Here is a 24,007-nt window from a genome sequence, read left to right on the forward strand (position 1 = left end):
AAATGAAGCGATACTTTTGGCTAAAAAAATTTGTTAAAGATGTAATTCTTTCAAGTGTATTTGAAACTATAATATTTTTAGCCTTATATGTTTCCGTAGTTGCGGCAATCGTAAGATTTTGTGATAAAGACATAGAAACTACAACTTTAACAAGTGTTGGATTTGTGGTTTTTATTGCTGTATCAAACCTATGTTTTAGCTGGGTGCGAGCATTAGATACAACCAATGACACTATTAATAGTAAAAAAGTGATGGGGATTGCATTAGACTCAATAATTGCTGCAATATTATTTTTAATAGGCTCAGGATCGAAATATTTTTTCTTATTAGCTTATAACGGTGCTCATAAAATTTCTATTCTTTATTATACCTATTATGTTATATTTATAATATCACTTGCAAGTTCTTTTGTTATTGCAGCTTGGATAATTTATCGTTTATTTAAGGTTTATTTAATAATTAGATTTAATTTCCAATAATTGATACAGCTCGATCACGATAATTTCATTCAGCAAATGCAAACAAGCTATGCTGACTGGCCGTATGCAGATCGCGCCATACCTGGTTGATTTCAGTATCGGGGTTGGCGGCTATCAATCCGCAGTAAGGATATAACTCGTCTACTATATTCCGGGCAAGAGTAGCTAAGGTATGCGATGTTGTGCTTACTGCTTTCAACGCTACGGCACTGTCTGCTTTTTGGCTTACCGCCTGCCATGATGCATCAACCGACTGGTAAAAATCAACGCGGGATTGATTTAGCTTATCAATACTATCATTCAGTAGCTGCTGAACCTTTTGCTGCTGCCCGGCATTATATCGGCCACGAAAGGGTTTATCAGCAAACAGCGTTTCGCACAGATCAGTAAAATGTATGGCCATGCCGCTCATGTTGGCGGTAAGGGTGGCCTCGGCTAATTGCATAAAGGGATAGTAATACAACGTACCATCAACCTTAGCTGCCGAAGCATCTATTTTAAAACAACGGTTGGATGGTACAAACAAGTTATCCACCCGGTAAGCATCGCTGCCGGTACCCATCATGCCCACATATTTCCATGCCGATTGTATGGTAACATCCTCCCGGTTGAACACAAAGGGGAGTATCAGCGGCGAGCCGTCCCCATTCAAAACAGTTTCATCGCCTTGCTTTATTACGCAATTAGCGGTTACATGTGTGGCGTGCTGAATACCGCTGGCATATTTCCATTCCCCATTGATAATATAGCCACCTTCCGTAATTGTTGCCGTACCACTTGGCGCGCCGCTACCTGCCAGGCAAAGTTGCGGATGAGCGAATATTCCCTTAGCGGCGTCCGGCTCAATAAAACCACCGAACCAACCCGCGCCGCTGCACAGGGTAACCACCCAACCTAAACTACCATTGGCCCAGGCCAGGCTTTCCTCTAAACGTACCTGGTCAGGCAGGTTAAGTTCGAGGCCTGCATAAACAGCGGGAACCAAAAATTTGAACCAGCCCTGCTCATGCACCAGCGCTAACTGATTAGGATGCAGTTTGCCGGTTTTCTCAGCTTCCGGAACATGGCGGCGTATAATACCAACCCATTCGGGTTTTAATAAGTTAGATGGATGCATAGGCAATGTTTAATGAGCAGCTACGTTGAGTTTACCGTCCAGTTTCTTCTTCCAGTCGAAATAACCGAAGATAGCCACCACAAACAAAAAGATGGTAAGGCAGGCAAATAATGGCAATCCCTTATAAAACAACAGAGGCACCGCCACAAAGTTGCTGATGTTGAGCAATACCCAGTTCTCAATCTTTCGCCTGGCCAAAAGCCACATACCCGCCCACGCGGTTGACGATACAAAGGAATCCAATATGGGCACATCCGAAGGTGTAAAGTATTTTAACAGCAGGTACAGTACCGCCCATCCACCTAAACTTATGGCAAGGGTTACGTACCACTCATTACGGTTAGCGTAGCTAATTTCCACAGGTGGTTCATCACGCTTTTTCATCCAGTACACCCAACCGTAAATGCTCATTACCAGGTAATACATATTTAATGCAGCCTCAGCATACAGCCTCACATCCACCAGCAAATACAGTGAAAGTACAATGCCGATGATACCCGCCGGATAAAGCAATATGTTATTACGCTTAGCCAGCAGCACCTCGGCCATACCGAATATGGTGGCTATCCATTGCAGCGGGCCGGTTTCCTTTATTTGTGTGATGAATAGTTCAATCCAATGTTGCATATACCCCTCCTAAATCCTCCCCGAGGGGGAGGACTTTTATGAAAATCGTTGTCATTTCGAACGAGGAGAAATCTGTCGCTCGGTTATGAACGCAGACAGATTCCTCTCTATCGTTCGGAATGACAAGTACTAAATACCCAACCCTCCCCAAAGGGAGGACTTTAATTATCAACATCGTCATTGCGAGGTACGAAGCAATCTCTTTAGGAGATGGATGGTTTGCGAAGCCCTCCCCGAGGAGGGAATTAGTTTATCAGATTGCTTCGTACCTCGCAATGACGGGTTTTATTTAACTTTTTTACTCCCCCATCCTCCTAAGAAGGCTAAACCCAAGCCCTCCCCCTCGGGGAGGATTTAGGAGGGCTTGAGGGATTACTAAAACGCCAAACTCAACGATGCCAGGAAATTCCTGGTGGCCTGTACGTAGTAATAGTTATAATTATAAATATTGCTGCCGCTCAAACCCGGATAGGTTGCGCCGCTGGCTTCGTACTTTTTGTTAAGTACATTATTCACCAGCAAGCCGATGCCGATATTTTTTACCGCTTTTGTGCTGAAATTATAGCGTAAACGCACATCGTTTACAAAGTAGCCGCTGATCCGGCGGTTGGCAGCATAAGGGTTTAAAGCACTTTCGTCGTCAACCGTATAGCCCGCCGGGTTGGTATTCATGGTATTATCCAAAAACTGACTGCTGATATATTTGCTTAACAAGGCTATTTCGCCGCCTTTTATTGGCGAATAGCTGATCTCACTCGAGCCAATAAACGATGGCGAGAACGCGATGGTGGTTTTCTTTAGCTGTAATTCAACCAGGCTATTGTCATCATAATTGGTGAAGAACTGGCCGTAGTTTTTTATCTTATTGGTGCTTACGGTAGCTGTTGCACCCCAGGCTAATTGATCGGTTATTTTTACACGGCCATCAAATTCAACACCGGCACGGTAACTGTCCTTCACGTTGCGGCGAATGGCGGAGCCTACATCATTAAGTTGCCCGGTAACAATTAACTGATTATTATACAGCATATAAAACCCATTTATACCTCCGGTAAACCGTGGGGTAGCTATACGATACCCGGCTTCAAAATCTTTCAGGTTTTCGTGTTTCGGGCGGCTTTGGGGTGATGAATTGGTATAATCATCGCGATTGGGTTCACGGTTACCTACTGCAAAAGAGGCGTATACATTGCTTTGATCATTGATCTTATAAGTAACACCGGCCTTCGGATTAAAGAAATTCAATGTAGCGCTTTGCTGTACATTATTCAGGTTACGGTCAAAACCAAAAAATGAGTAATAAATATAACGGTACTGCATATCGGCATACAACAACCATTTATCCAGGTTCCACTCCGCACGGGCGAAGATGTTAAAGTCGTTCTTCTTGGCATCATCACGATAGTACTCATAATTATACGGCACGTTGATGGTATTGCTGCTGTTAATGATGTTGCCGTAATGCCCGCCCTTGTATTCGTTATAGGCACCGCCCAACGTCATGTTCAACTGATCGGTGGGCAAGTATTTAAGGGCGTAAGTAACCCCATAAAAATCATTATCCAGCCAACGGCGACGAACAATATCGCTGGTACTCAGCGTATCGGCACCGTATATAACCGGCGTTAAACCATAATTCTTTACCGAATCCGCTTCCTTAAATTCCTCATAATAACCCTTGCCCTTGGTGTAGTGCAACGCTCCGCTGAATGATAATTTATCAGATATACGCTGATCTACCAGTAACTGGTAATGGTTTTGGGTGTAGTTATCCACCTGATCTTTATAGGTATACTCATTGTACTTACGGTTATTCAGTATCTCATAATCGGGCACACCGTTCCAGGCTTGGTAAGTACGTTCGTAACCGGTAAATACATTGGCACGCACGGTGGTATTTTTGCCATAGTAAGCCCCACTTAAAAAGTACGATTTCAGGTTAGAAAAAGCCCGGTCAACATATCCGTCAGAATGGATGCGCGATAAGCGGCCGTCAAAACTGAAATGGTTGCCCAGCAAGCCTGTACCTACACTAACGGTATTTTTAACGGTATTAAACGAGCCTGCGGAGTTATTCAGTTCGGCATAGGCAGTATCGCGGCGGGTGGCGGTTTGTACATTGATGCTGCCGCCAAAGGCACCCGCGCCGTTGGTTGAGGTACCTACACCACGCTGTACCTGGATGTTATTCACTGATGAGGCGATATCCGGAATGTCTACAAAAAAAGATCCCTGGCTTTCCGAATCATTATACGGGATGCCGTTGATAGTTACATTGATACGCGACGGATCAGACCCACGGATACGTATGCCGGTATAACCTACGCCCGCGCCGGCGTCAGACGTTACCACTACCGATGGCGTTTGATTAAGCAAGAAAGGCAGATCCTGGCCGAAGTTGTTCTTTTCGAGATCCTTTTTACTCAAATTGGTAAATGCCGTAGGCGAGTTTTTACTTGCACGGGTTGCTGTAACCGTTACCTCTTCGGTAGTATAGTTTGATGGCAACAGACTAAAATTGAGCGTTTGGTTACCGCGAACCGCAATGCTTTTAGTAGTTTGCTGATAACCGATGTAATTAACAACTACCGCGTAAGTACCTGTTGCCAGGTTTACCTTATACTGGCCGGACGCATCAGTTACGGTGTTTTGTTGTGCAGAGGCAATGCTTACGGTTGCGCCGGGCAATACCTCGCCGTTTTGATTGGTTACTTTTCCGGATACGGAAAACTGGGCCGATGCCGCAAAGGGCAACAGCAGGGCGATGATTGCCACAAATAAATTTTTCAATGTGTTTTAGTACAAATATTGCGTTAAACCATCCGCAAGTCAGGGCGAACATGCAGTACACTTAACTTATTACCTCTCCCTACGCCGGCATTATCCGGATCAGGTGCTGCCCCCGGCCCCTGAAGGGGTGAGTTATAACTGATAGTTCAGCAATAACTCCCTTCAGGGCCGGGGCACGGGTATGATCTCAGCCTGTCTTTCAGTTTGGCAAACTATCTGCAGATAGTTTATTTGACCAAAGCAAGGCACCCCTTGAGAATTCTTTATGCGGCAAATATAGTTTTTTATATCAAAAATCAGCTATACTGAATTATTGAGCGCCTAAAAGCCTTTTTTACGGACGATGCCCTGCCTGCGCGAGGGGCGTTTAGCCTGCGGCTCATCATCGCCACTCAGATCATACCTGCGGGCCATTTTAGCTACACGTTCTTCCAGGGTTTCGGTAGTCAGCTTATCACGGCTCAGGTTATCTACCATGATGGGGAAGGCGAAAGGTGTTGGCCTGTCAATATGTTTTAGTATGATGTTTTGCCCGGCGATGCGTTGCAGGGCGGCACGTAAACGAAATTCCTCTAACTGGAAGGAAAGTGCCTCGTTGTATGCCTGCCGCACCAGCAGGTTATCCGGCTCATACTCGGTAAATACCTCGAACAGCAATGAGGTTGATGCCTGCAAATGTTTGTTCTTGATCTGCTGACCGGGATAGCCGGTAAACACCAGGCCGCCAATGTGGGCAATGTCCCTAAACTTGCGGCGTGCCATTTCGTTAGCGTTCAAACTGCTGTGAATATCATCCATCAGGTTATCTAAGGAGAAAAAATCAGCATCCTCCAGTATTTCTTCAATAGCGATATCCTCATCGGCCAGCAGCTCAAAGCCATAATCATTCATGGCGATGGAGAAGCTGGCAGGTTTTACCTTGGTGATGCGATAGGCTAAAATAGAGGCCATACCCTCATGCACCAGCCTGCCCTCGAAGGGATAAAATATAAGGTGATGGCCCTCCCGCGATTTGAACGACTCGATCAAAAACTCATTGCTTTGCGGCAGGTGCGATATTTTGTTTTGCAGCTCGAACAAAGGTTTCAACGCTTTTACCTCTACATCTTTTTCTACACCGTGCGATACCTCATCCAGCTTATCCCGAAACACGGCAGACAACTGCGACGATAGCGGCATACGGCCGCCTGCCCAACTGGGTATCAATCCTTTTTTGGCGTTCGATTTTTTGACGTAGGCCGTCATCTCCTTAACCCGCACAAATTCCAGGCTACGCCCCGCAAACCAAAAGGTATTGCCCGGTTTCAACTTAGCTATAAAGCCCTCCTCAATAGTACCCAGCGAACCGCCGCTCAGCCAACTCACCCGTATCGTCATCTCGCTGGTAATGGTGCCGATGCTTAGCCGGTGGCGCATAGCTACGCGCCTGCTGTTAACTTTGTACAATCCGTTTTCTACCTCTACTTTTAAAAATTCATCATACTGGGCCAAAGTTTTGCCGCCGCGGGTTATAAAGTCAAGCAATTGCCCGTATTCGTTTTGTGATAGATCGGCAAAGGCATAGGTGGTTTTTACCTCCTCAAACAATTCATCGGCACGAAAACCGTCGGACACAGCAAGGGTGACCATGTACTGCACCAGCACATCCATAGTGAGCAACATCGGGTCGCGGCTTTCAAACACGCCACGCTTGATGGCCTCTTTTAAAGCAGCGCCTTCTAACAACTCTAATGAATGGGTTGGCACAAAATAAGCCCTTGATACCGCGCCAGGGTGGTGCCCGCTGCGGCCCGCCCGCTGCATAAAACGCGCAACACCTTTAGGGCTGCCTACCTGTACCACGGTATCCACCGGACGAAAATCCACCCCCAAATCTAAACTTGAAGTACATACCACCAGCTTTAAAGCCTCGGCATGCAGGGCCTGCTCTACCCAGTTGCGCAACTCATTATCCAGCGAGCCGTGGTGCATTGCCATAACACCGGCATACTCCGGGTAATTATCTAAAATGGCATGGTACCATATCTCCGATTGCGAACGGGTATTACAAAATATCAGTGTTGTTTTGCTCTTGGCTACAATATCCATCACCTGCGGCAACAGCTTTACGCCGATGTGGCCCGTCCACGAGTAATTTTCAATATTCTCCGGGATCACAGAACGTATGTCCAGCTTCTTCTCAATATTAGCCCGCACCATGCGGATGTTCTCCTTCGGGAAGCTATTGCCTAACAGTACTTCGGCGGCCTGTTCCAGGTTACCTATGGTTGCACTGATGCCCCAAATTTTCAGTTGGCGGTTGGCAGTTGGCAGTTGGCTCGTATTATTTACATTCTTCGATGCCTCATTTTCAATGCCCCCTGCTAATTGCAAACTGCCAAGGTTCTTCAACCTGCTCAGCCCCAACTCCACCTGCACACCGCGTTTCGTGCCCAGCAGTTCGTGCCATTCATCAACCACTACCACCTGCAGGCTTTTAAATATTTTAGGATACTCCTTTTGGGCCAGCATCAGGTGCAGGCTTTCGGGGGTAGTGAGCAGTACTTCGGGCAGCTTTTTTTTGAGGGCCTGTTTTTCGGCGGCTGATGTATCACCCGTGCGGGTGGCTATCTTCCAGGGCAGGCCGATCTCGTCACAGGCCTCCTGCATGGCTTTACGTATATCGTTAGTAAGTGCGCGCAGTGGTGTTATCCACATCATTAACAGGCCATTGTCCTTACGGGTTTGCCACGTTTGGGGGTATTGATTAATATAACCGGCCAAAAAAGGTAAAAACAAGGCGTATGTTTTACCGCTGCCCGTAGGGGCGTTCAGCAAGCCCGAATAGCCATCAAGGTAAACGGCCTCCATCTCTTTCTGAAACGGAAACTGTTTCCAGTTCTTCTGTTTGTACCATTGCTGTATTACCTTTTGGCCGGGCGTGCTCATATCCATGCAAATAACAAAATAAGTGGTAAATGGTTATTAGCTATACACCAATTCGATTGTTTTATGAAGAAAACGTTTTTAATGTTGATCGTACCGCTGCTGTTTGCCTGCAACAGTCCGGCAGATAAAAAAGCTACCGACAGCACAGCAACAGATACTTTTACTGATGCGCCTGAGATAAAGCCTGACCAACTGATCAGCCCCGGAAAAGGTATTGGGCAACTTACCATTGGCCTGCCGGCAGATAGCGCCATTGCCAAACTTGGCAAGCCCGATTCGTCTGACGCGGCAATGGGCAGCGCGCTGATGGCCTGGTATAGTAAAGACGCGAACAAGTACCGTACCGCTGTTTTTGCCCGCCGCAATATGGGTAACGACGAGGTGAGCCGCATTAAGCTGATTATGGTGAGCTCGCCATGGTTTAAAACCGGGGATGGCGTTGCAACGGGTACAACACTTGCTGATATAGAAAAAAGCTATCAGTTAAAACCTGTTGAAAATACCACCGCCGCAAAAAAGGGATTGCTTGTATTTGATGATAACACCAAAGGCATAACCTTTGATATTGACAGCACCAGCAAAAAATGTGTCGCCATCACAGTGCATCCGGCTAATGACGGATCAGGATCATACCTCGATATCCACTAATAAAAAAAGCGGCAGACTTATAGATCTGCCGCTTTTTTTATCTGTATCGAAGCCTTATTTCTTTTCAGGCATCAGTATTAGTTTCACCAGGTTTTTACCGCTCAGGTATTTATTGGCAGCATCCTTAGTGCTTTGTACGGTAACCGTTTCGGCTGTTTTAGGGTAGCGTAATATACGGTGAGGGTCAAGCTGGTATTGCGACCCGCTGGCCAGGTATCCTGCCCAAAAATAGTTTTCGCGCAGTTGCACTTGTTTTGAGCGCATATCCTCCGCCTTGAATTTCTGGATATCGGTAGCCTGCGCACCGGTTGTTTTGATCTTATTGATCTCGTCCATCGTGGCGGCTATCAGCTTATCCACATTCTCAGGCGCGCAGCCAAAGCTTACGGTAAAGGTATAGCGGCCTGTAGGTATTTTTTGATACATAGAGCGTACACCCGGCGCGTAAACACCGCTTTCCTGTTCACGCAGGCGCTCTATCAGTTTAATGTTCAATACTTCCTCCAGGGCATCAAGCTGCATGTTGTTTGATTCGGTATACTCATAATCGCCGCTAAACACCAGTTGTACCGTGCTTTTTTCGCCGATGCCTTTGTTAACCGTTTTGGTTACTACACCCGCGGGCGGGTAAAGGCCAAGGTCTTTATACGTTTTCTTAGTTTCGGATGATGGCAGGCTGCCCAGGTAAGTGGCCAGCAGCGGCTTAACAGCATCAATATCAAAGCTGCCCACCAATGTAAACACAAAGCCATTGGCATTACCAAAGCTGCTTTTGTAAAAATCGTAAGCCTTATCAAGCGAAGCCGCGTTCAAGCGCTCCGTTGTTGGCACCATGGCCCTTGTGTTGTAGCGGTTAAGCACGGCAGATACGGTATCCTGAAATACGCTGTTAGGATCCAAATTGCGGTTAACTAATAACGACCGCCATTGGCTCATGGTTGATTCCCATATATCCTTATCCTTACGTGGCTGGGTAAAATACAGGTAAACCAGTTCCATAGCCGTACCCAGATCCTTAGTAGTGGCGTTACCGCTAAAACCTTGTGTATAATCACTTATGTATGGTTCAACGGATACGCTTTTGCCGGTCATCATTTTTTGCAGTTGGATCTGGTTAAACTCGCTTACACCACTGCTGCCTACTACGCCTGATGCCATATTAGCCGAGGTATAATCGGCATCGCTTACCAGCGAGGTACCTCCATAGCTGTAACCAGTTAATATCACCTGGTTGTTTTTAAAATCGGTAGGCTTTAATATGGCTTTTATACCGTTTTTAAAGGTAAGTGTTGTTACGCCGATAGAATCGTCACGGGTTTCGTCCACGATCTCACCAGCTTCCGGAATTTTGTCAATAAGCGGTTTGGTGCTCACGTTATCCACATAAGCTGTAACGGTTTTGCCGGCCTCGGCTATCCAGCCTAATAAAACGGCTTCGGTTGGCAATTTTGGCTTTTCGTTATCCGGGGCCTGTACAACTACCGCGCGACTTTGGCCGGCAATATACCTGGCGGCCATGGCATTCATTTGCTGCAGGGTGATCTTATCCAGGTTATCCAGGTAAAACTGGTACTCCCATGCTATACCGGGAATACCGGTACCATTTAAAAAGTTTTGCTGGTATTCGCTCACAAAGTTTGATGAACGGGTTTTGTCGCGTTCCTTGTAGGCATCGCCCATTTGCACCAGTGCATTTTGCTTAGCACGCTCAAACTCTGTAAGTGTAAAGCCGAACTTGCGGGCGCGCTCTGTTTCGCCCACCAGGGTTTTAACGGCAACTTCCAACTCCCCGGGGCGGGCCACTACTACAGATGTAAAGGCATCCTGTTTGCCGATAAAATTGCCATAACTGGCGCTGCCGTACAAAAACGGCGGATTTGATTTTTGCAGCAGCTCGTTTAACCTCGCGTTCAGCATTTGGTTAAATAAGCCGGTACGCATGCTTTGCATATAATCAGTTGTGGTACGGACTTCGGTACCCGGTAACTTTACAATAATCTGGGCTACAGTGTACGGAAACTCCGGGTCGGTAGCGAATTTCACACTGGTACCCGGTGTGCTGGCCACAGGATATTCAACGCGTGGTTTTGGCGATGCCGGATTTTTAAGCGGTGAAAATTTTTCTTTAATAAGCTGTTCAACACGTTTCGGATCAAAATCTCCCACGGCAATTACCGCTTGTAGGTTGGGGCGGTACCAATCGTCATAAAAACTTTTGATGGTAGCCAGGTTAAAATTCTTGATGATATCCTCCTTGCCCTTTGGCAAACGGGTAGCATAGCGCGAGTTGCTCAGCATGGTTGGCAATACCTGCTGTTGCAGGCGCTCCTGCGCGTTTTTACCACGCAGGCGCAGCTCTTCCAGTATCACACCGCGCTCTTTATCCAGTTCAGTTTGATCGAACGATACATAACCTGCCCAGTTAGCCAAAATATCAAACCCGCGCTCAAACACCTTGGCGCTGTCAGTAGGCAGGGGTAATTGATAAACAGTTTCATCAAACGAGGTAAAGGCGTTCAGGTCGGCACCAAACTTTACACCCGAGCTTTGCAGGTAATTTACCAGCGCGTTCTTCGGAAAATCGCGCGTGCCATTAAAGGCCATATGCTCGGTAAAGTGTGCCAAGCCTTGCTGGTTATCAGCCTCTAAAATTGATCCGGCTTTGTTAACCAGGTATAACTCAGCCCGGTTTTGCGGCTGGCTGTTTTGCCTGATGTAATAGGTTAGCCCGTTTGGCAGCTTACCTATAATAACATCTTTATCAATAGGCAGGGTACTTGCTTTTACCTGTGCGGCGGGGTCGGCGGGTTTTTGTTTGGGCGATGGCGCAGGCTTTTTCTTTACCTGTGCAAAGGCTCCGGTTGAAGCAACGCATAGGGCCAGCGCCGCAACCGATAGTTTAAAATCAATACGCATATTTAATTAAGGGACATGTATCTAACAACGAAAAACTTAGTTCCGAAAATTAGTAAATTAAACGCTATATTGAAACGAAAACCAAAAAAGTTACCTTTTAACAAACCTAAAACACATTGCTCATAAAAATTTAACACAACAGTATACCACTACCGCTGTTAAACCTTATAAACCACCTGTTATGAAAGAAGTAAATATGCCCGAAGGCTACCAGGCTGTTATGCCTTATCTGATCTTAAAGGATGCCTTAAAATTTTTCGATTTTGCCTCGGCTGTTTTTAATGCTGAAAAGAAGACCCGCACCCTGCGCGATGACCAAACGCTGATGCATGGCGAGGTAAGCATTGTAGGCAGCACCATTATGTTTGCCGAAGCTACCGAAGAATACAAAGTGCAAAATGCAGGCATGTTTGTGTACGTTGCCGATTGCGACAATGCCTACCAACTGGCACTTGATGCAGGTTCACAAAGTATAATGCCTCCGGCCGACCAAAGCTATGGCCGCAGCGCGGGCGTTACCGATCCGTTTGGCAATACCTGGTGGATAACATCAGCCCTGTAAAATTATTTTTTGTGTGAGAATAGCCAGGGCAGCAGGTCGGGCTCGGCAAAGGCCTGGGTCCAACTGTCATGCAATGCTTTAGGATATACGGTATAGCGTGGGTCGCCGCCTGCTTCGCGTATGGCGGCTACCATTACCTCTGAGTGATCAACAGGCACTACATTATCCTTGGCACCATGAAATATCCATAGCGGCACTTTTTTAGCGTATATTTTAGCGTTAAGCGTATTATCGCCACCGCAAATAGCAAATGCCGCGGCAAATACCTTGGTTTTGCGACGCAGCATCTCATATGTACCCATACCGCCCATAGACAGGCCGCCGATATATACCTGCTTTTTATTTACATAAGGCTTATCCAGCAATTCCTGGGTTAAACCCATCAGGGCCTTCATGGCCTTGGTAGGTTCGGCCTTAGCTTCCTGAAAATAGAACTTACGCTTGCCGGATAATGAATCCTTTTGAATATCAACGTTTGACCAATAGCTATCTGCCGGGCATTGCGGATACACCACAATAGCCTGGTACTGCTGCCTCACCTCCTGCGACAAAAACAAATTAGTACCATACGCCAGTTGCGCCTCGTTATTATTGCCGCGCTCGCCAGCACCATGCAATACTATTATCAACGGGTATTTTGTATTCGGGTCAAACTGTACGGGGAATAATATGCGGTATTTAAGGGTATCGCCCTTTTCGGCATACAAGCCTTTATCAAACGCTGTTTTATCCTGCGCCCGGCCAATGGCGGCAGTTAATACGGTCAATATAAATAATAGCGTACTTAGTTTTTTGATCATGTTATGGTATTAAGTTGGATGATCCGGAGATCAACAGGTAAACGTAATAATGGTAAATAAAATTGCTATTAGCAAACGATACTGCTTAACATGCCATAGCAAAATTGGTTTGCCATCGCCAATGCCACAAAATAATTTTACAACGATAGTGTGTTTAATATAGGTTTGATGATGGTACATTTACAGTCATTAATCATTTTGCCTCATGATGAATTTACTAAAATATATTACATCTATCGCGCTCCTGCTTCCTGCCTTTAGCAGCCTGGCGCAGGATGCAAAACCTACCGAAGTTCAGGTAACGCCATACAAAACTACCTTTATAGCCAACGGTAAGGATGAGGCCGTGCTGGTAGTAAAGATCATTGATAAAAATGGCAACTATCAGCCAGCCGCGAATTTACCTGTTGTGTATAAAGTTGTTGGCGATGCCCGTATAGCCAGCATAAACGGCAATACCGGTATTAACAAGCTGCGCACAAGCGATAGTACCTGGAAAACCAATTTGCGTGGTGTTACGCGCATCATCCTTAAAGCCGGCAACAACATAGAGCATATAAAATTTGAGGCGAAAGCTGAAGGCCTGTTACCTGGTGCTACCGAGATACATGCTGTTAAGCCGGGCAAGCCCCATAAGGTTATTGCTGCTGTATATACTGCCAAAACCACTACCGATAAAATTTTAGGGGCCGATATATCTTTTTTACCACAACTGGAAGCCAAAGGCGTTAAATTTTCAGTTGATGGAGTGGAGAAGGATGCTATCACCATTTTGAAAGAGCATGGTTTTAATTACATCCGCCTGCGTATTTTTAATGATCCGGCGCAGCCGAAGGGATACTCGCCTAACGCTGGCTTTTGCGATCTGGAACATACCAAACAAATGGCCAAACGTGTAAAAGCCGCCGGACTAAAACTTTTACTTGATTTTCATTACAGCGATTACTGGGCCGATCCGCAGCAGCAATACAAACCCAAAGCCTGGGAAGGCAAAAACTTTGAAGAACTGAAAACCGCCGTACATGATTTTACGGTTGACGTGATGCAGCAACTTAAAGCCCAGGGCACTACGCCCGATATGGTACAAGTAGGGAATGAAATAAACCACGGCATGATATGGCCCGATGCGCATATAGGTAATCTTGATACACTGGCACAGTTGCTATACTCCGGCATAAAAGGTGTGCAGCAGGTAAGCCCTCAATCCATTATTATGCTGCATGTGGCACTTGGCGGACAAGAACTGGAATCGCAGTTTTTTTATGATGCCATGCGCGACCGTAATGTACCTTATGATGTTATCGGCCTGTCATACTACCCAAAATGGCACGGCACCCTTGCCGACCTGAAGAACAATCTTGCCCTGCTCTCTAAAAAATACAACAAGCAAATTATGGTAGCCGAATACACCATGCTTAAACGCGAAGTAAATGACCTCGCTTTTAATGTACCCAATGGCAAAGGCATAGGTTCATTCATTTGGGAACCATTGAGTACCTGGGAGGCAATATTTGAAAAGGATGGCAAAGCCAATGATTTGATCAGGGTATACCCGGAGATAGCTAAGAAATACCATATTACCCTATTGCCCGGTGTAATGAAATAAGCATACCCTCAAACCCTTTGTGCATTACGATAGTTATAACTAAGCATTAATCGCTTTGTTATGAGATCAATATGGAAAGGCTCAATAGGGTTCGGGCTGGTAAGTATCCCTGTTAAATTATATTCGGCCGTGCAAAGCAGTTCGCTTGATCTGGATATGCTCGATGGGCGCGATCACTCGCGCATAAAATATCAGCGCGTTAACGAGAAAACCCACAAGGAAGTACCTTACGATAAAATAGTAAAAGGCTATAAGCTTGACGAAGATTACATTGTACTTGAGGAGCGCGATTTTGAGGATGCCGCACCCGAGAAAAGCAAGGTGATAGAGATAGAAAGCTTTGTGGATATTGCTGACGTAAACCCGATGTTTTACGAAACATCGTATTACACCGAGCCCGATACCAAAAACAATAAAGCTTACGCCTTGCTTATGCAGGCGCTCATTAAATCAAAAAAGGCCGGGCTCGCCCGCTTTGTGCTGCGCAGTACCGAAACACTGTGTATCGTTCACCCGGTTGAAAATGTATTAGTAGTAACTAAAATACGTTTCGGGCAGGAGATACGCAGCACGGAAGACCTTAACATTGCCGATGATGTAAAAATCAGTAAAAAGGAGCTGGATGTAGGCCTGGCCCTTATTAACCAATATGCCGAGGATTTTGATGTATCTAAATTTAAGGATGAATATCACGATGAGCTTTTAAAGATCATACAAGCGAAGGCGAAAGGTAAAAGGCCCACCATTAAAAAACTTAAACCACATACCTCCAAAGGTACCGATTTGTATGAGCAGTTAATGGGTAGCCTTAAAGCCAAAAAGGGCGCTTAATAATAGACACTATGTTTACAACTATGTAGAATAAAACCTACATCAACTGTTTACGTTTTTAACCGGTATTTATTAAATCTTGAGTAGGATGCTCATGATAGTATATTTAAATAATAATTTAATATTTACCCTAATAATTAAATTACTGGCATACGTTTTGGCTATAATGGGTAAACACATTTACCACTATGGCAACTACAAAAGCAAAAAAGGCTGAAACCGAAACTACTGAGATCGCGGAAGAATCAGCATTGAACGAGTTATTTATTGACGAGTTAAAGGATATTTACTGGGCTGAGAAACACCTGGCTAAAGCATTGCCTAAAATGGCAAAAGCGGCTACCTCAGATGAATTGCGCGCGGCTATTGAAACGCACCGTGAAGAAACTGAAAATCAGATCACCCGTCTTGAATCAGTATTTGAATCAATAGACGAAAAAGCATCAGCTAAAAAATGCGAGGCAATGGAAGGTTTGCTTAAAGAAGGCGAATCAATTATTGAAGATACCGAAGATGGCAGCATAACCCGTGATGCAGGCCTGATCTCAGCAGCTCAAAAAATTGAGCATTACGAGATCGCATCCTATGGTACCCTAAAAACCCTTGCGGCAACTTTAGGTTATACCGAAGCTGCTGACTTGCTTGATGCAACCCTACAGGAAGAAAAGAAAACCGATGGTTTACTGACCGAGCTTGCTGAAGCCGGCATTAACCAGAATGCCAAAAGCGAAAAGAAATAGTTTTAGCGATTAATTCAATTTGTGAGTGAACCGCTCCCGTAACAGGGGCGGTTTTTTTATTTAGTGCTTATTACCTATCCAAATTAAATAGCCTACAACAAAAAAGGGGAACATTGCTGTTCCCCTTAGTATGGATATAAATAATTTATACCGCCGTATCTCTGCGGAGAATACCCAGTAACAATGCTATAATAGCAATTACCAGTAACGCGTGGATTAAACCTGTTGCAGTGTAAGCGAATACGCCAATTGCCCAACCAATTATCATGATCACAGCAATAATATACAGTAGAGATCTCATAGTTTTTTTATTTTATAGTTAAACATTGATAGATACCCTTACATACCATAAACTGTGCCGAAAGTGACATTACACTGATATATAAATTAAAAAAGGCCGCCAACCTATGGTTAACGGCCTTTTTAGCAAACATATTTGCCCTGAATTACAGGTTGAGCCATTTCTTACGTACAGCTAACTGTTTATCGGTAGCGTTATCAGCCTGTTCAATTTTGTATTTTACGCGTGTGCTTTTAAGCAGGGTAACTGGTAGCACCAGTTGCTTGCCATCGCGTATAACTGTAACGTTTATTTTGTCGCCCGCGTTTTTATTTACAATCAGGTTGGCCGGATCAGTAACCGGGTTACCGTCAACAGCGGTAATCTCGTCGTTTACATTAATACCATCAACCCAGGCCGAGCTATTGCGGCTTACGGCCGTTACTATGATGCGGTTACCGGCGTTTGATGTAGCAATGCCTAATGATGGCGTATTGCTTCCCGCTAACTCATCGCTTACCTTATATCCGGCATAACCTAAATAAGTTTCGTTGTCCGGAAATTCAACCCCGGTTACATATTTCTTATAAAAATCGTCAAGCTTTTTGCCTGCGAACTTTTCCAGGCCAAGCTTAAACTCGGCATCGGTGTAACCGCGCTTTTTTACCTTGTAGTACTCGTTATACATGTGCTTCATTACATCATCCAACGAGTATTTGGCGTTTGAGCTGTTAATGATCTCCAGGTCGAGCATATAGGCTATGATGGCGCCTTTGCCGTAGTATGAAATGGTTGAGTTATTCGAGTTTTCGTTAGGGCGATAAAACTTGATCCAGGCATCAAAGCTTGATTCGGCGGCTGATTGTATTTTGCTGCCCGGCTGATTATCATGGTTGCTCAGGCTGCCTGCCAATGTATTTACATATCCGTCCGCAGGTAACAAACCGGCATGGCGCATTGCTTTTGCTTCGTAATAAGCGGTAAAGCCTTCGGCTATCCACAGGTTGGTGGTGTAGTTCTCGTTCTCATAATCAAACGGACCAAGCGCTATCGGGCGCAGGCGCTTTACATTCCACAGGTGAAAATGCTCATGCGATACCAGCTCTAAAAAGCCCAGGTAACCACGCTCGGTACCATAACCATCGCGCGAAGCGCCTAATACAGTAGAGCTAAGGTGCTCCAGGCCCCCGCCTCCACGCAAAAAGTTATGCACGATGAATACATAACGCTTGTTAGGGTTTTCACCAAATATTTTGGTATGCTGTTCAATTACCTTCGGCATATCCGCTTTAAGGCGTTCCTTATCGTAATTTCCGCCGCCGTACATGGCCACCTCGTAGTTAACACCGGCTGCCTTAAAGCCGAAAACGTCCTGCGTACCTACTTCAATAGGCGAGTCAAACAAAATATCATAGTTAGGCGCGGTAACTGTAAACTGGTCGCCACCTACCGGGTTAAGGCTGGTTGATACGGTCGTCCAGCCTTTGTAAGGTACAATCTTGATAGTTGATGCCTGATCGAGCATACCCTGCGGGTACAAAAACAAACCCGATGTTGACAGGAACGCGTGCGACGCGTCAATAAAAGCGGTACGTACCGATATCTCATTAGCATAAACGCGGTATTTAACCGTAAGCTCACTTATGCCGGTAGTATTTATGCGCCAGGTGTTTTTATTAACCTTACCCGCGTCAATAGCCTTGCCGTTATTCCATGCGGTAAAACCCTCAACGTTTTTAGCAAACTCGCGCACCAGGTATGATCCGGGTGTCCAAACAGGCATTTTAAGGTTGGTTGTTTTTTGCGTCAGTCCGCTGAGTTTCATCTCAATATCAACGTAGTGCGCCTGCGCTTCAGGGAAAGTTACCGTGTAGCTGATCCTGGCAGCGGGTGCCGCGTTGGCCGTAATGCTCATTAAATTCAGTGTTAAAAAAGTATAAACTAATGATAGAAATTTTTTCATCCGGCAATTTATAAAAATTTGCCCTGAGCAATAAAGTTTTTGTAACACAAATAAGATGTAAAATGGTTGATACATAAAACCTTTTGTGAGCCAATTACGATTATTTTGTTGCAGATATTACAGGTATCAAATACACATCCTGTAGCTTTCGCTAAGCCTTTGAGGCATATTGTAAATTATGAAGATCAGATATATTATTTACACCCTGCTGGTACTGCTGGTAGGGTACCTTTTGTACAACAAATTTTTTGGCGAAGGCGCAACTAAGAACGATGCCGCAGGCGGTGGAGGTAAGGGCGGCCGCAGAGGCGGACCGGTACCTGTTAATGTACTACTTGCGCATGATACTACACTGAATACTGTGATTGATATTACCGGCACCATCAGCGCCAATGAGCAGGTTAACCTGGTAAGCCAGGCATCAGGCGATATTACAGGCATATACTTTAACGAGGGCAGCCGTGTAAAGAAAGGGCAACTGCTGGTAAAAATTTATAACCAGGACCTGCAAGCCTCATTAGCTCAAAACGAATATAATGTGGCGCTGGCCAAAGAGAACGAGAACCGCAACCGCCAGTTGCTGGAGAAAGAAGCCATCAGTAAGCAGGAATACCAAACCTCTCTGGCATCATACAATGCTTTAAAAGCCCAAAGCAACGCGGTTAAGGCACAAATAACCCGTACCGAAGTTCGCGCGCCGTTTTCGGGCACTATTGGTTTACGCAATATTAGTCCGGGTGGTTATATATCTCCGCAAACGCCTATCGCTACGCTGGTAAATATTGATCCGGCTAAACTAACTTTTGCTGTTCCTGAAAAATACCTCTCGCTGATCAAGGCGGGTGGCAGGGTAAATTTCACTACCGAGAGTTCGTCCAAAAAATTCAGCGCTACGGTATACGCCATTGAACCATCGGTTGATGTTAACTCGCGTACTATTACCGTGCGTGCCCGTGCCGCCAACCCCAATAATGAACTTACCGCGGGCAGCTTCGCTAAAATAAGCCTCGCGCTCGATCAGATACCCAAAACCATTATGGTACCTACGCAAAGCGTAATACCTGATATAAAAACCAATTACGTTTTTGTGGTTGACAGCGGCATGGCCGTGCAGCGCGAAGTAAAAACCGGGCTGCGTACCGATACGCAGATTGAGATAACGGAGGGCTTGAAAAATGGCGACAGCGTGATCGTATCGGGTATTATACAATTAAGGCAAAAAGCGCCTGTTAAGGTACAAAAGGTGAGCAGGAAATGAGTTTATCGTCGGTAAGTATTAAAAGGCCCGTACTGGCGGCCGTAATGTCGGTAACCATTGTAATATTCGGTATTGTAGGCTATCGTTACCTGGGCGTGCGCGATTTTCCTTCGGTTGATCCGCCGATCATATCGGTATCTACCTCTTACTCGGGTGCCAACTCGGATGTTATTGAATCGCAGATCACCGAGCCGCTCGAGAAAGCCATCAACGGCGTGCAGGGCATCCGTAACATATCATCAACCAGTTCGGTAGGTTCAAGTAATATCACGGTGGAATTTGACCTGGATGCCGACCTGGAAACTGCCGCCAATGATGTGCGCGACAAGGTATCGCAAGCCCAGCGCCAGCTACCGCAGGATATTAACGCCCCGCCGGTTGTTACCAAAGCCGATGCTAATGCCGACAATATCATTACCCTGATTGTGAGCAGCAACACGCGTAACATTATGCAGATAAATGATTATGCGGAGAACGACCTTCAGGAAGCTTTACAAACTATACCCGGTGTAAGCTCCATTAACATACTGGGCCAGCGCCAGTACGCCATGCGCTTGTGGATTGATCCTAACAAGCTTACCGCGATGGGCCTTGCCGCTACTGATATCAGCACCGCACTCGCACAGGAGAACGTGGAGCTGCCCGCCGGTAAACTTGAGGGCAATAACACCGAGGTTACCATACGTGCCATTGGTAAATTACGCACGCAGGATGATTTTAACAACATGATCATTCGTGCCGATAGCAACAGGGTAATACGCTTGCGTGATATTGGCTACGCCGTATTAGGATCGGCCAATGAGCAAACCGCCTTGAAAGAGGATGGCGTACCTAAGGTGGGCCTTGGCCTGGTACCGCAGCCCGGCGCTAACTATGTGGAGATAGCCGACGAGTTTTACCGCCGTTTAGAGCAGATAAAAAAAGATGTACCGCCCGATATCCAGCTCAAGGTTACGATGGATAATACCAAGTTCATCAAGCAATCCATCAAAGAGGTGGAGGAAACGCTGATCCTGTCGTTCATACTGGTGGTAATCATTATCTATCTTTTCTTCCGCGACTGGCTGATCGCTTTCCGCCCGCTGATTGATATTCCGGTATCATTAGTAGGTACTTTTTTTGTAATGTATACCCTGGGTTACTCGGTAAACATCCTAACCTTGCTGGGTATTGTACTGGCAACCGGCTTGGTGGTGGATGACGGTATTGTAGTAACTGAAAACATCTTTAAAAAGATAGAGGAGGGCATGGCGGTGCGTAAGGCCGCGTTTGAGGGATCAGCAGAGATATTGTTCGCGGTTATTTCAACATCTATCACTTTAGCCGCGGTTTTTTTACCCATCATATTTTTACAGGGCTTTACAGGGCGACTGTTCCGTGAGTTTGCGGTAGTGGTAGCTTGCGCGGTATTGATATCGGCCTTCGTATCGCTATCATTAACGCCGATGCTGAGCGTGATTATGATACGTAAGGATCAGAAAAAATCAAACTTTTATTTAAAGACCGAGCCATTTTTTGTGAAGATGACCAGCGGCTATACCGAAACGCTTATCAACTTTATGAAGCGCAAGTGGGTAGCCGTAGTTATTTTGGTGGTATCAGTAGGAATAGCGACATTCTTTTTCACCTCGAAAACCATCCCCTCAGAGCTTGCCCCTTTGGATGACCGCAGCATGCTCCGCTACAATGTTACCGGCGTTGAGGGTGCTACCTACGAATACATGACGCACTACATGGATCAAGTTGCCCAGATCATCACAGACTCAATACCCGAGGCTAATGTAAACCTGGAGATCATTTCGCCCTCGCGTGGCGGTGCAGGTTCAGCCAACTCAGGTTTTGGCAGAATTGGTTTGGTGTTGCCTGATGAACGGCAACGATCGCAGCAGGAAATTGCCGACTGGCTGAATGCCAAGCTGGCCAAAATGCCTGATGCCCGTGCATTGGTATCGCAGGAGCAAACCATAAGCGGCGGCGGCAGCGGTGCTCGTAACTCACTGCCCGTACAATATGTTATCCAAAACCAGGATTTTGAAAAGATACGTAAGGTACTGCCCGACTTTTTTAGCGAAGTACAGCGCAGTCCCGTTTTTCAGGGCACAGATGTTAACCTGAAATTTACCAAGCCCGAACTGCGCGTAACTACCGACCGTGACCGCGCCCGTGATCTGGGTGTATCTGTTGCTGATATAGCGCAAACCTTGCAGCTTTATTACAGTGCCGGCAGGCTCGATTATTTTTTGATGAACGGCAAGCAATACGAGATCATAGCCCAGGTTGACCGCGCCAACCGCGACCAGCCGCTGGATATGAAATCGATATATGTTCGCGGCACACGCGGCAATTTGGTACAGTTGGATAACGTGGTAAAGGTGGCTGAAAGCTCGGCACCACCGGCCATGTATCACTTTAACCGTTATAAGTCGGCCACGGTACAGGCAGGCTTAGCGCCGGGCAAAACCATTGGCGATGGTTTGGATGAGATGGACCGCATCGCCAAAAAATACCTCGACCCTACATTCAGCACTGCACTTAGCGGCCCATCACGGGATTATGCCGAGGGGGGCTCGGGCATTATATTCGCGTTCGGCTTTGCGCTGGTACTTATTTACCTGGTGCTTGCCGCGCAGTTCGAGAGCTTCCTTGATCCGCTTATTGTGATGTTCACCGTGCCAATGGCTTTGGCCGGCGCCATGCTATGCCTGTGGCTGTTTAACCAAACGTACAACATCTTCGGGCAGATAGGTATCATCACCCTGGTTGGTTTGGTTACCAAGAACGGTATCCTGATTGTGGAATTCGCCAACCAGCGTATGGAGCACGGCCTGTCAAAATACGAGGCCATTGTTGAGGCGGCAACTTCGCGCCTGCGCCCCATATTGATGACGAGCCTTGCCGTAGTTTTAGGTGTAGTGCCAATAGCCTTCGCGCTGGGCGCGGGTGCTAAAAGCCGTGTTTCACTGGGTATAGTAATTATGGGTGGTATGCTGTTCTCGCTCATACTTACGCTGTATGTTATTCCTACCATGTACCTGCTGATGGCGCCTAAAAAACGCCGCGACCCTGACCATGAACCCGAAGATGAGCCCGAAGTGCATAAACCTAAACTGATAGAGAACCTGTAATGATAACGATGAAGAGATTAGGCATATTTTTGTTATATATACTTTTTGCAGGCAGTTTACATGCGCAGCAAACCCCGCCCCGCCTTACCTTGCAGGAGGCGGTTGAGTTGGCGCTGCAAAATAATTTTAACATCAAGCTATCACAAAATAACGCTACCATAGCTAAAAATAATGTAAGCCTGGGCAATGCCGGTATGCTGCCTTATTTAACCGGTGATGTTACCTCAAGCAACAGCATACAAACCACCCGCCAAACCCGTGCGGATGGTACGATAAACAATATCACCAATGCCAAAAACACCGGCATTACCTATGGTGTAAACCTTGATTGGACCATTTTTGACGGTTTTGCCATGTTTGCCAATTACGATCAGTTAAAAGAGCTGGACAAACTGGGGCAGCTTGGCCTGCGCGACACGGTACAAAGCATGGTGGCCAATGTAATAACCACCTACTACAGCCTGATCAGTCAGGACGCGCAAATAAAAGCGCTTAATGGGGTATTGGCAACATCACGCACACAGGCCCGCTATGCTAATGACCGGTACCAGGTGGGCAGCGCGTCAAAACTTGAGGTGAATACCGCGCTGGTAAATGCCAACCTGGATACTGCAAACCTTATTAACCAGATACAGCAATTCAGATACACCAAAATACAACTGAACCAGTTATTGATGCGCGATGTACAAACTGATTTTGTAGTAGCCGATACTATTATTGTGGATGGCAATTTAAAACTGGCCGATATTATTAACCAGGCCCAGGTACAAAACCCGTCCATCCTGGCAGGGCAGATCAATAAACGCCTTGCCGAAATTAACCTGCGGCAGGTAAAGGCCACCCGCTACCCGCAAATAGCGGTTACATCGGGCTATACCATCAGCGATAGTAAAAACCCGGCGGGCTTTGCACGTGTACAAAACGCGCGAGGCTTTAATTACGGGGTAACGGCTTCGCTTAATATATTTGACGGTTTTAACCAGTGGCGGCGCGAGCGTAATGCCAAATTACAGATACAGAACGCCGAACTGAACTATAAGCAGATACAGCAAAATATTGAAGCTACCATAAGTAACTTTTACATCAGCTATACATCAGGCCTTGAGCTGATAAAGATAGGGCAGGCCAACACCGAACTGGCCAAACGCAACCTTGATCTTTCGCTTGAAAAATATCGCCTGGGTAACATTACCCCGCTTGAGATACGTGAGGCGCAACGCGTTTACCTCGATGCGCAATCAAGGTTCTCGGCGGCGCAATATCAATCAAAACTGGCGGAAGTGACTTTAAAACAGCTAACTAATAGAATTGATATTAAATAAAATTTAAAAGATATT

17 protein-coding genes are annotated in these 24,007 nt (G+C 46.0%); 9 read left to right on the forward strand and 8 right to left on the reverse strand.

Annotation, left to right across the window (positions count from 1 at the left end; all coding sequences use genetic code 11):
* The first annotated feature begins 2 nt into the window (after window positions 1–2).
* Window positions 3–479, forward strand: a complete 477-nt coding sequence (locus LJ707_RS16015) for a hypothetical protein (protein WP_228952853.1) — start codon at window positions 3–5, stop codon at window positions 477–479.
* 25 nt (window positions 480–504) lie between these two features.
* On the opposite strand, the gene LJ707_RS16020 is transcribed toward LJ707_RS16015, so the two are convergent.
* From LJ707_RS16020 to LJ707_RS16035, 4 genes are all read right to left on the reverse strand, one after another.
* A complete protein-coding gene (locus LJ707_RS16020) occupies window positions 505–1,596 on the reverse strand; it encodes an acyl-CoA dehydrogenase (protein ID WP_228952855.1) in 1,092 nt (363 codons plus the stop codon).
* A gap of 9 nt (window positions 1,597–1,605) precedes the next feature.
* Window positions 1,606–2,223 (reverse strand): nicotinamide riboside transporter PnuC, encoded by a 618-nt coding sequence (gene pnuC, locus LJ707_RS16025; protein ID WP_228952861.1) that lies wholly within the window; start codon window positions 2,221–2,223, stop codon window positions 1,606–1,608.
* Window positions 2,224–2,598: 375 nt separating this feature from the next.
* Window positions 2,599–5,013 carry a TonB-dependent receptor gene (locus LJ707_RS16030; protein WP_228952862.1) on the reverse strand — a complete coding sequence of 805 codons (2,415 nt, stop codon included), beginning with the start codon at window positions 5,011–5,013 and terminating at the stop codon, window positions 2,599–2,601.
* A gap of 321 nt (window positions 5,014–5,334) precedes the next feature.
* Window positions 5,335–7,947 (reverse strand): ligase-associated DNA damage response DEXH box helicase, encoded by a 2,613-nt coding sequence (locus LJ707_RS16035; RefSeq protein WP_228952863.1) that lies wholly within the window; start codon window positions 7,945–7,947, stop codon window positions 5,335–5,337.
* Between the two features lie 57 nt (window positions 7,948–8,004).
* Here LJ707_RS16035 and LJ707_RS16040 point away from each other — a divergent pair, with 57 nt between their 5' ends.
* Window positions 8,005–8,589: a hypothetical protein gene (locus LJ707_RS16040; RefSeq protein ID WP_228952864.1), complete on the forward strand. Its 585-nt coding sequence runs from the start codon at window positions 8,005–8,007 to the stop codon at window positions 8,587–8,589.
* Window positions 8,590–8,643: 54 nt separating this feature from the next.
* On the opposite strand, the gene LJ707_RS16045 is transcribed toward LJ707_RS16040, so the two are convergent.
* On the reverse strand, window positions 8,644–11,505 hold the full coding sequence (locus LJ707_RS16045) for a pitrilysin family protein (protein WP_228952872.1): 2,862 nt from the start codon (window positions 11,503–11,505) through the stop codon (window positions 8,644–8,646).
* Between the two features lie 181 nt (window positions 11,506–11,686).
* On the opposite strand from LJ707_RS16045, the gene LJ707_RS16050 reads away from it, so the two are divergent.
* Window positions 11,687–12,067: a VOC family protein gene (locus LJ707_RS16050; RefSeq protein WP_228952874.1), complete on the forward strand. Its 381-nt coding sequence runs from the start codon at window positions 11,687–11,689 to the stop codon at window positions 12,065–12,067.
* Between the two features lie 2 nt (window positions 12,068–12,069).
* Here the strand turns inward: LJ707_RS16050 and LJ707_RS16055 are convergent, their stop codons facing one another.
* Window positions 12,070–12,867 (reverse strand): prolyl oligopeptidase family serine peptidase, encoded by a 798-nt coding sequence (locus LJ707_RS16055; RefSeq protein WP_228952877.1) that lies wholly within the window; start codon window positions 12,865–12,867, stop codon window positions 12,070–12,072.
* Between the two features lie 205 nt (window positions 12,868–13,072).
* On the opposite strand from LJ707_RS16055, the gene LJ707_RS16060 reads away from it, so the two are divergent.
* From LJ707_RS16060 to LJ707_RS16070, 3 genes are all read left to right on the forward strand, one after another.
* On the forward strand, window positions 13,073–14,473 hold the full coding sequence (locus LJ707_RS16060) for a glycosyl hydrolase 53 family protein (RefSeq protein ID WP_228952878.1): 1,401 nt from the start codon (window positions 13,073–13,075) through the stop codon (window positions 14,471–14,473).
* Between the two features lie 60 nt (window positions 14,474–14,533).
* Window positions 14,534–15,304, forward strand: coding sequence for a Ku protein (locus tag LJ707_RS16065; protein ID WP_228952879.1), 771 nt, complete (start codon window positions 14,534–14,536; stop codon window positions 15,302–15,304).
* 188 nt (window positions 15,305–15,492) lie between these two features.
* Window positions 15,493–16,044, forward strand: a complete 552-nt coding sequence (locus LJ707_RS16070) for a ferritin-like domain-containing protein (protein WP_228952880.1) — start codon at window positions 15,493–15,495, stop codon at window positions 16,042–16,044.
* Window positions 16,045–16,189: 145 nt separating this feature from the next.
* Here the strand turns inward: LJ707_RS16070 and LJ707_RS16075 are convergent, their stop codons facing one another.
* Both LJ707_RS16075 and LJ707_RS16080 read right to left on the reverse strand, forming a co-directional pair.
* On the reverse strand, window positions 16,190–16,345 hold the full coding sequence (locus LJ707_RS16075) for a lmo0937 family membrane protein (protein ID WP_228952881.1): 156 nt from the start codon (window positions 16,343–16,345) through the stop codon (window positions 16,190–16,192).
* 145 nt (window positions 16,346–16,490) lie between these two features.
* Window positions 16,491–18,287 carry a M61 family metallopeptidase gene (locus LJ707_RS16080; protein ID WP_228952882.1) on the reverse strand — a complete coding sequence of 599 codons (1,797 nt, stop codon included), beginning with the start codon at window positions 18,285–18,287 and terminating at the stop codon, window positions 16,491–16,493.
* A 178-nt stretch (window positions 18,288–18,465) separates the two neighbouring features.
* On the opposite strand from LJ707_RS16080, the gene LJ707_RS16085 reads away from it, so the two are divergent.
* Genes LJ707_RS16085 through LJ707_RS16095 form a run of 3 tightly spaced genes read left to right on the forward strand, consistent with a single transcriptional unit; the run spans window position 18,466 to window position 23,992 of the window.
* On the forward strand, window positions 18,466–19,545 hold the full coding sequence (locus LJ707_RS16085) for an efflux RND transporter periplasmic adaptor subunit (protein ID WP_228952883.1): 1,080 nt from the start codon (window positions 18,466–18,468) through the stop codon (window positions 19,543–19,545).
* Window positions 19,542–22,670: an efflux RND transporter permease subunit gene (locus LJ707_RS16090; RefSeq protein WP_228952884.1), complete on the forward strand. Its 3,129-nt coding sequence runs from the start codon at window positions 19,542–19,544 to the stop codon at window positions 22,668–22,670. Before LJ707_RS16085 ends, LJ707_RS16090 begins: the two co-directional genes overlap by 4 nt.
* 8 nt (window positions 22,671–22,678) lie before the next feature.
* Window positions 22,679–23,992 (forward strand): TolC family protein, encoded by a 1,314-nt coding sequence (locus tag LJ707_RS16095; protein ID WP_228952885.1) that lies wholly within the window; start codon window positions 22,679–22,681, stop codon window positions 23,990–23,992.
* The last annotated feature ends 15 nt before the right edge of the window (window positions 23,993–24,007 follow it).

Origin of the sequence: Mucilaginibacter sp. UR6-1, assembly GCF_020880975.1 — a bacterium.
Classification (GTDB): Bacteria; Bacteroidota; Bacteroidia; order Sphingobacteriales; family Sphingobacteriaceae; genus Mucilaginibacter.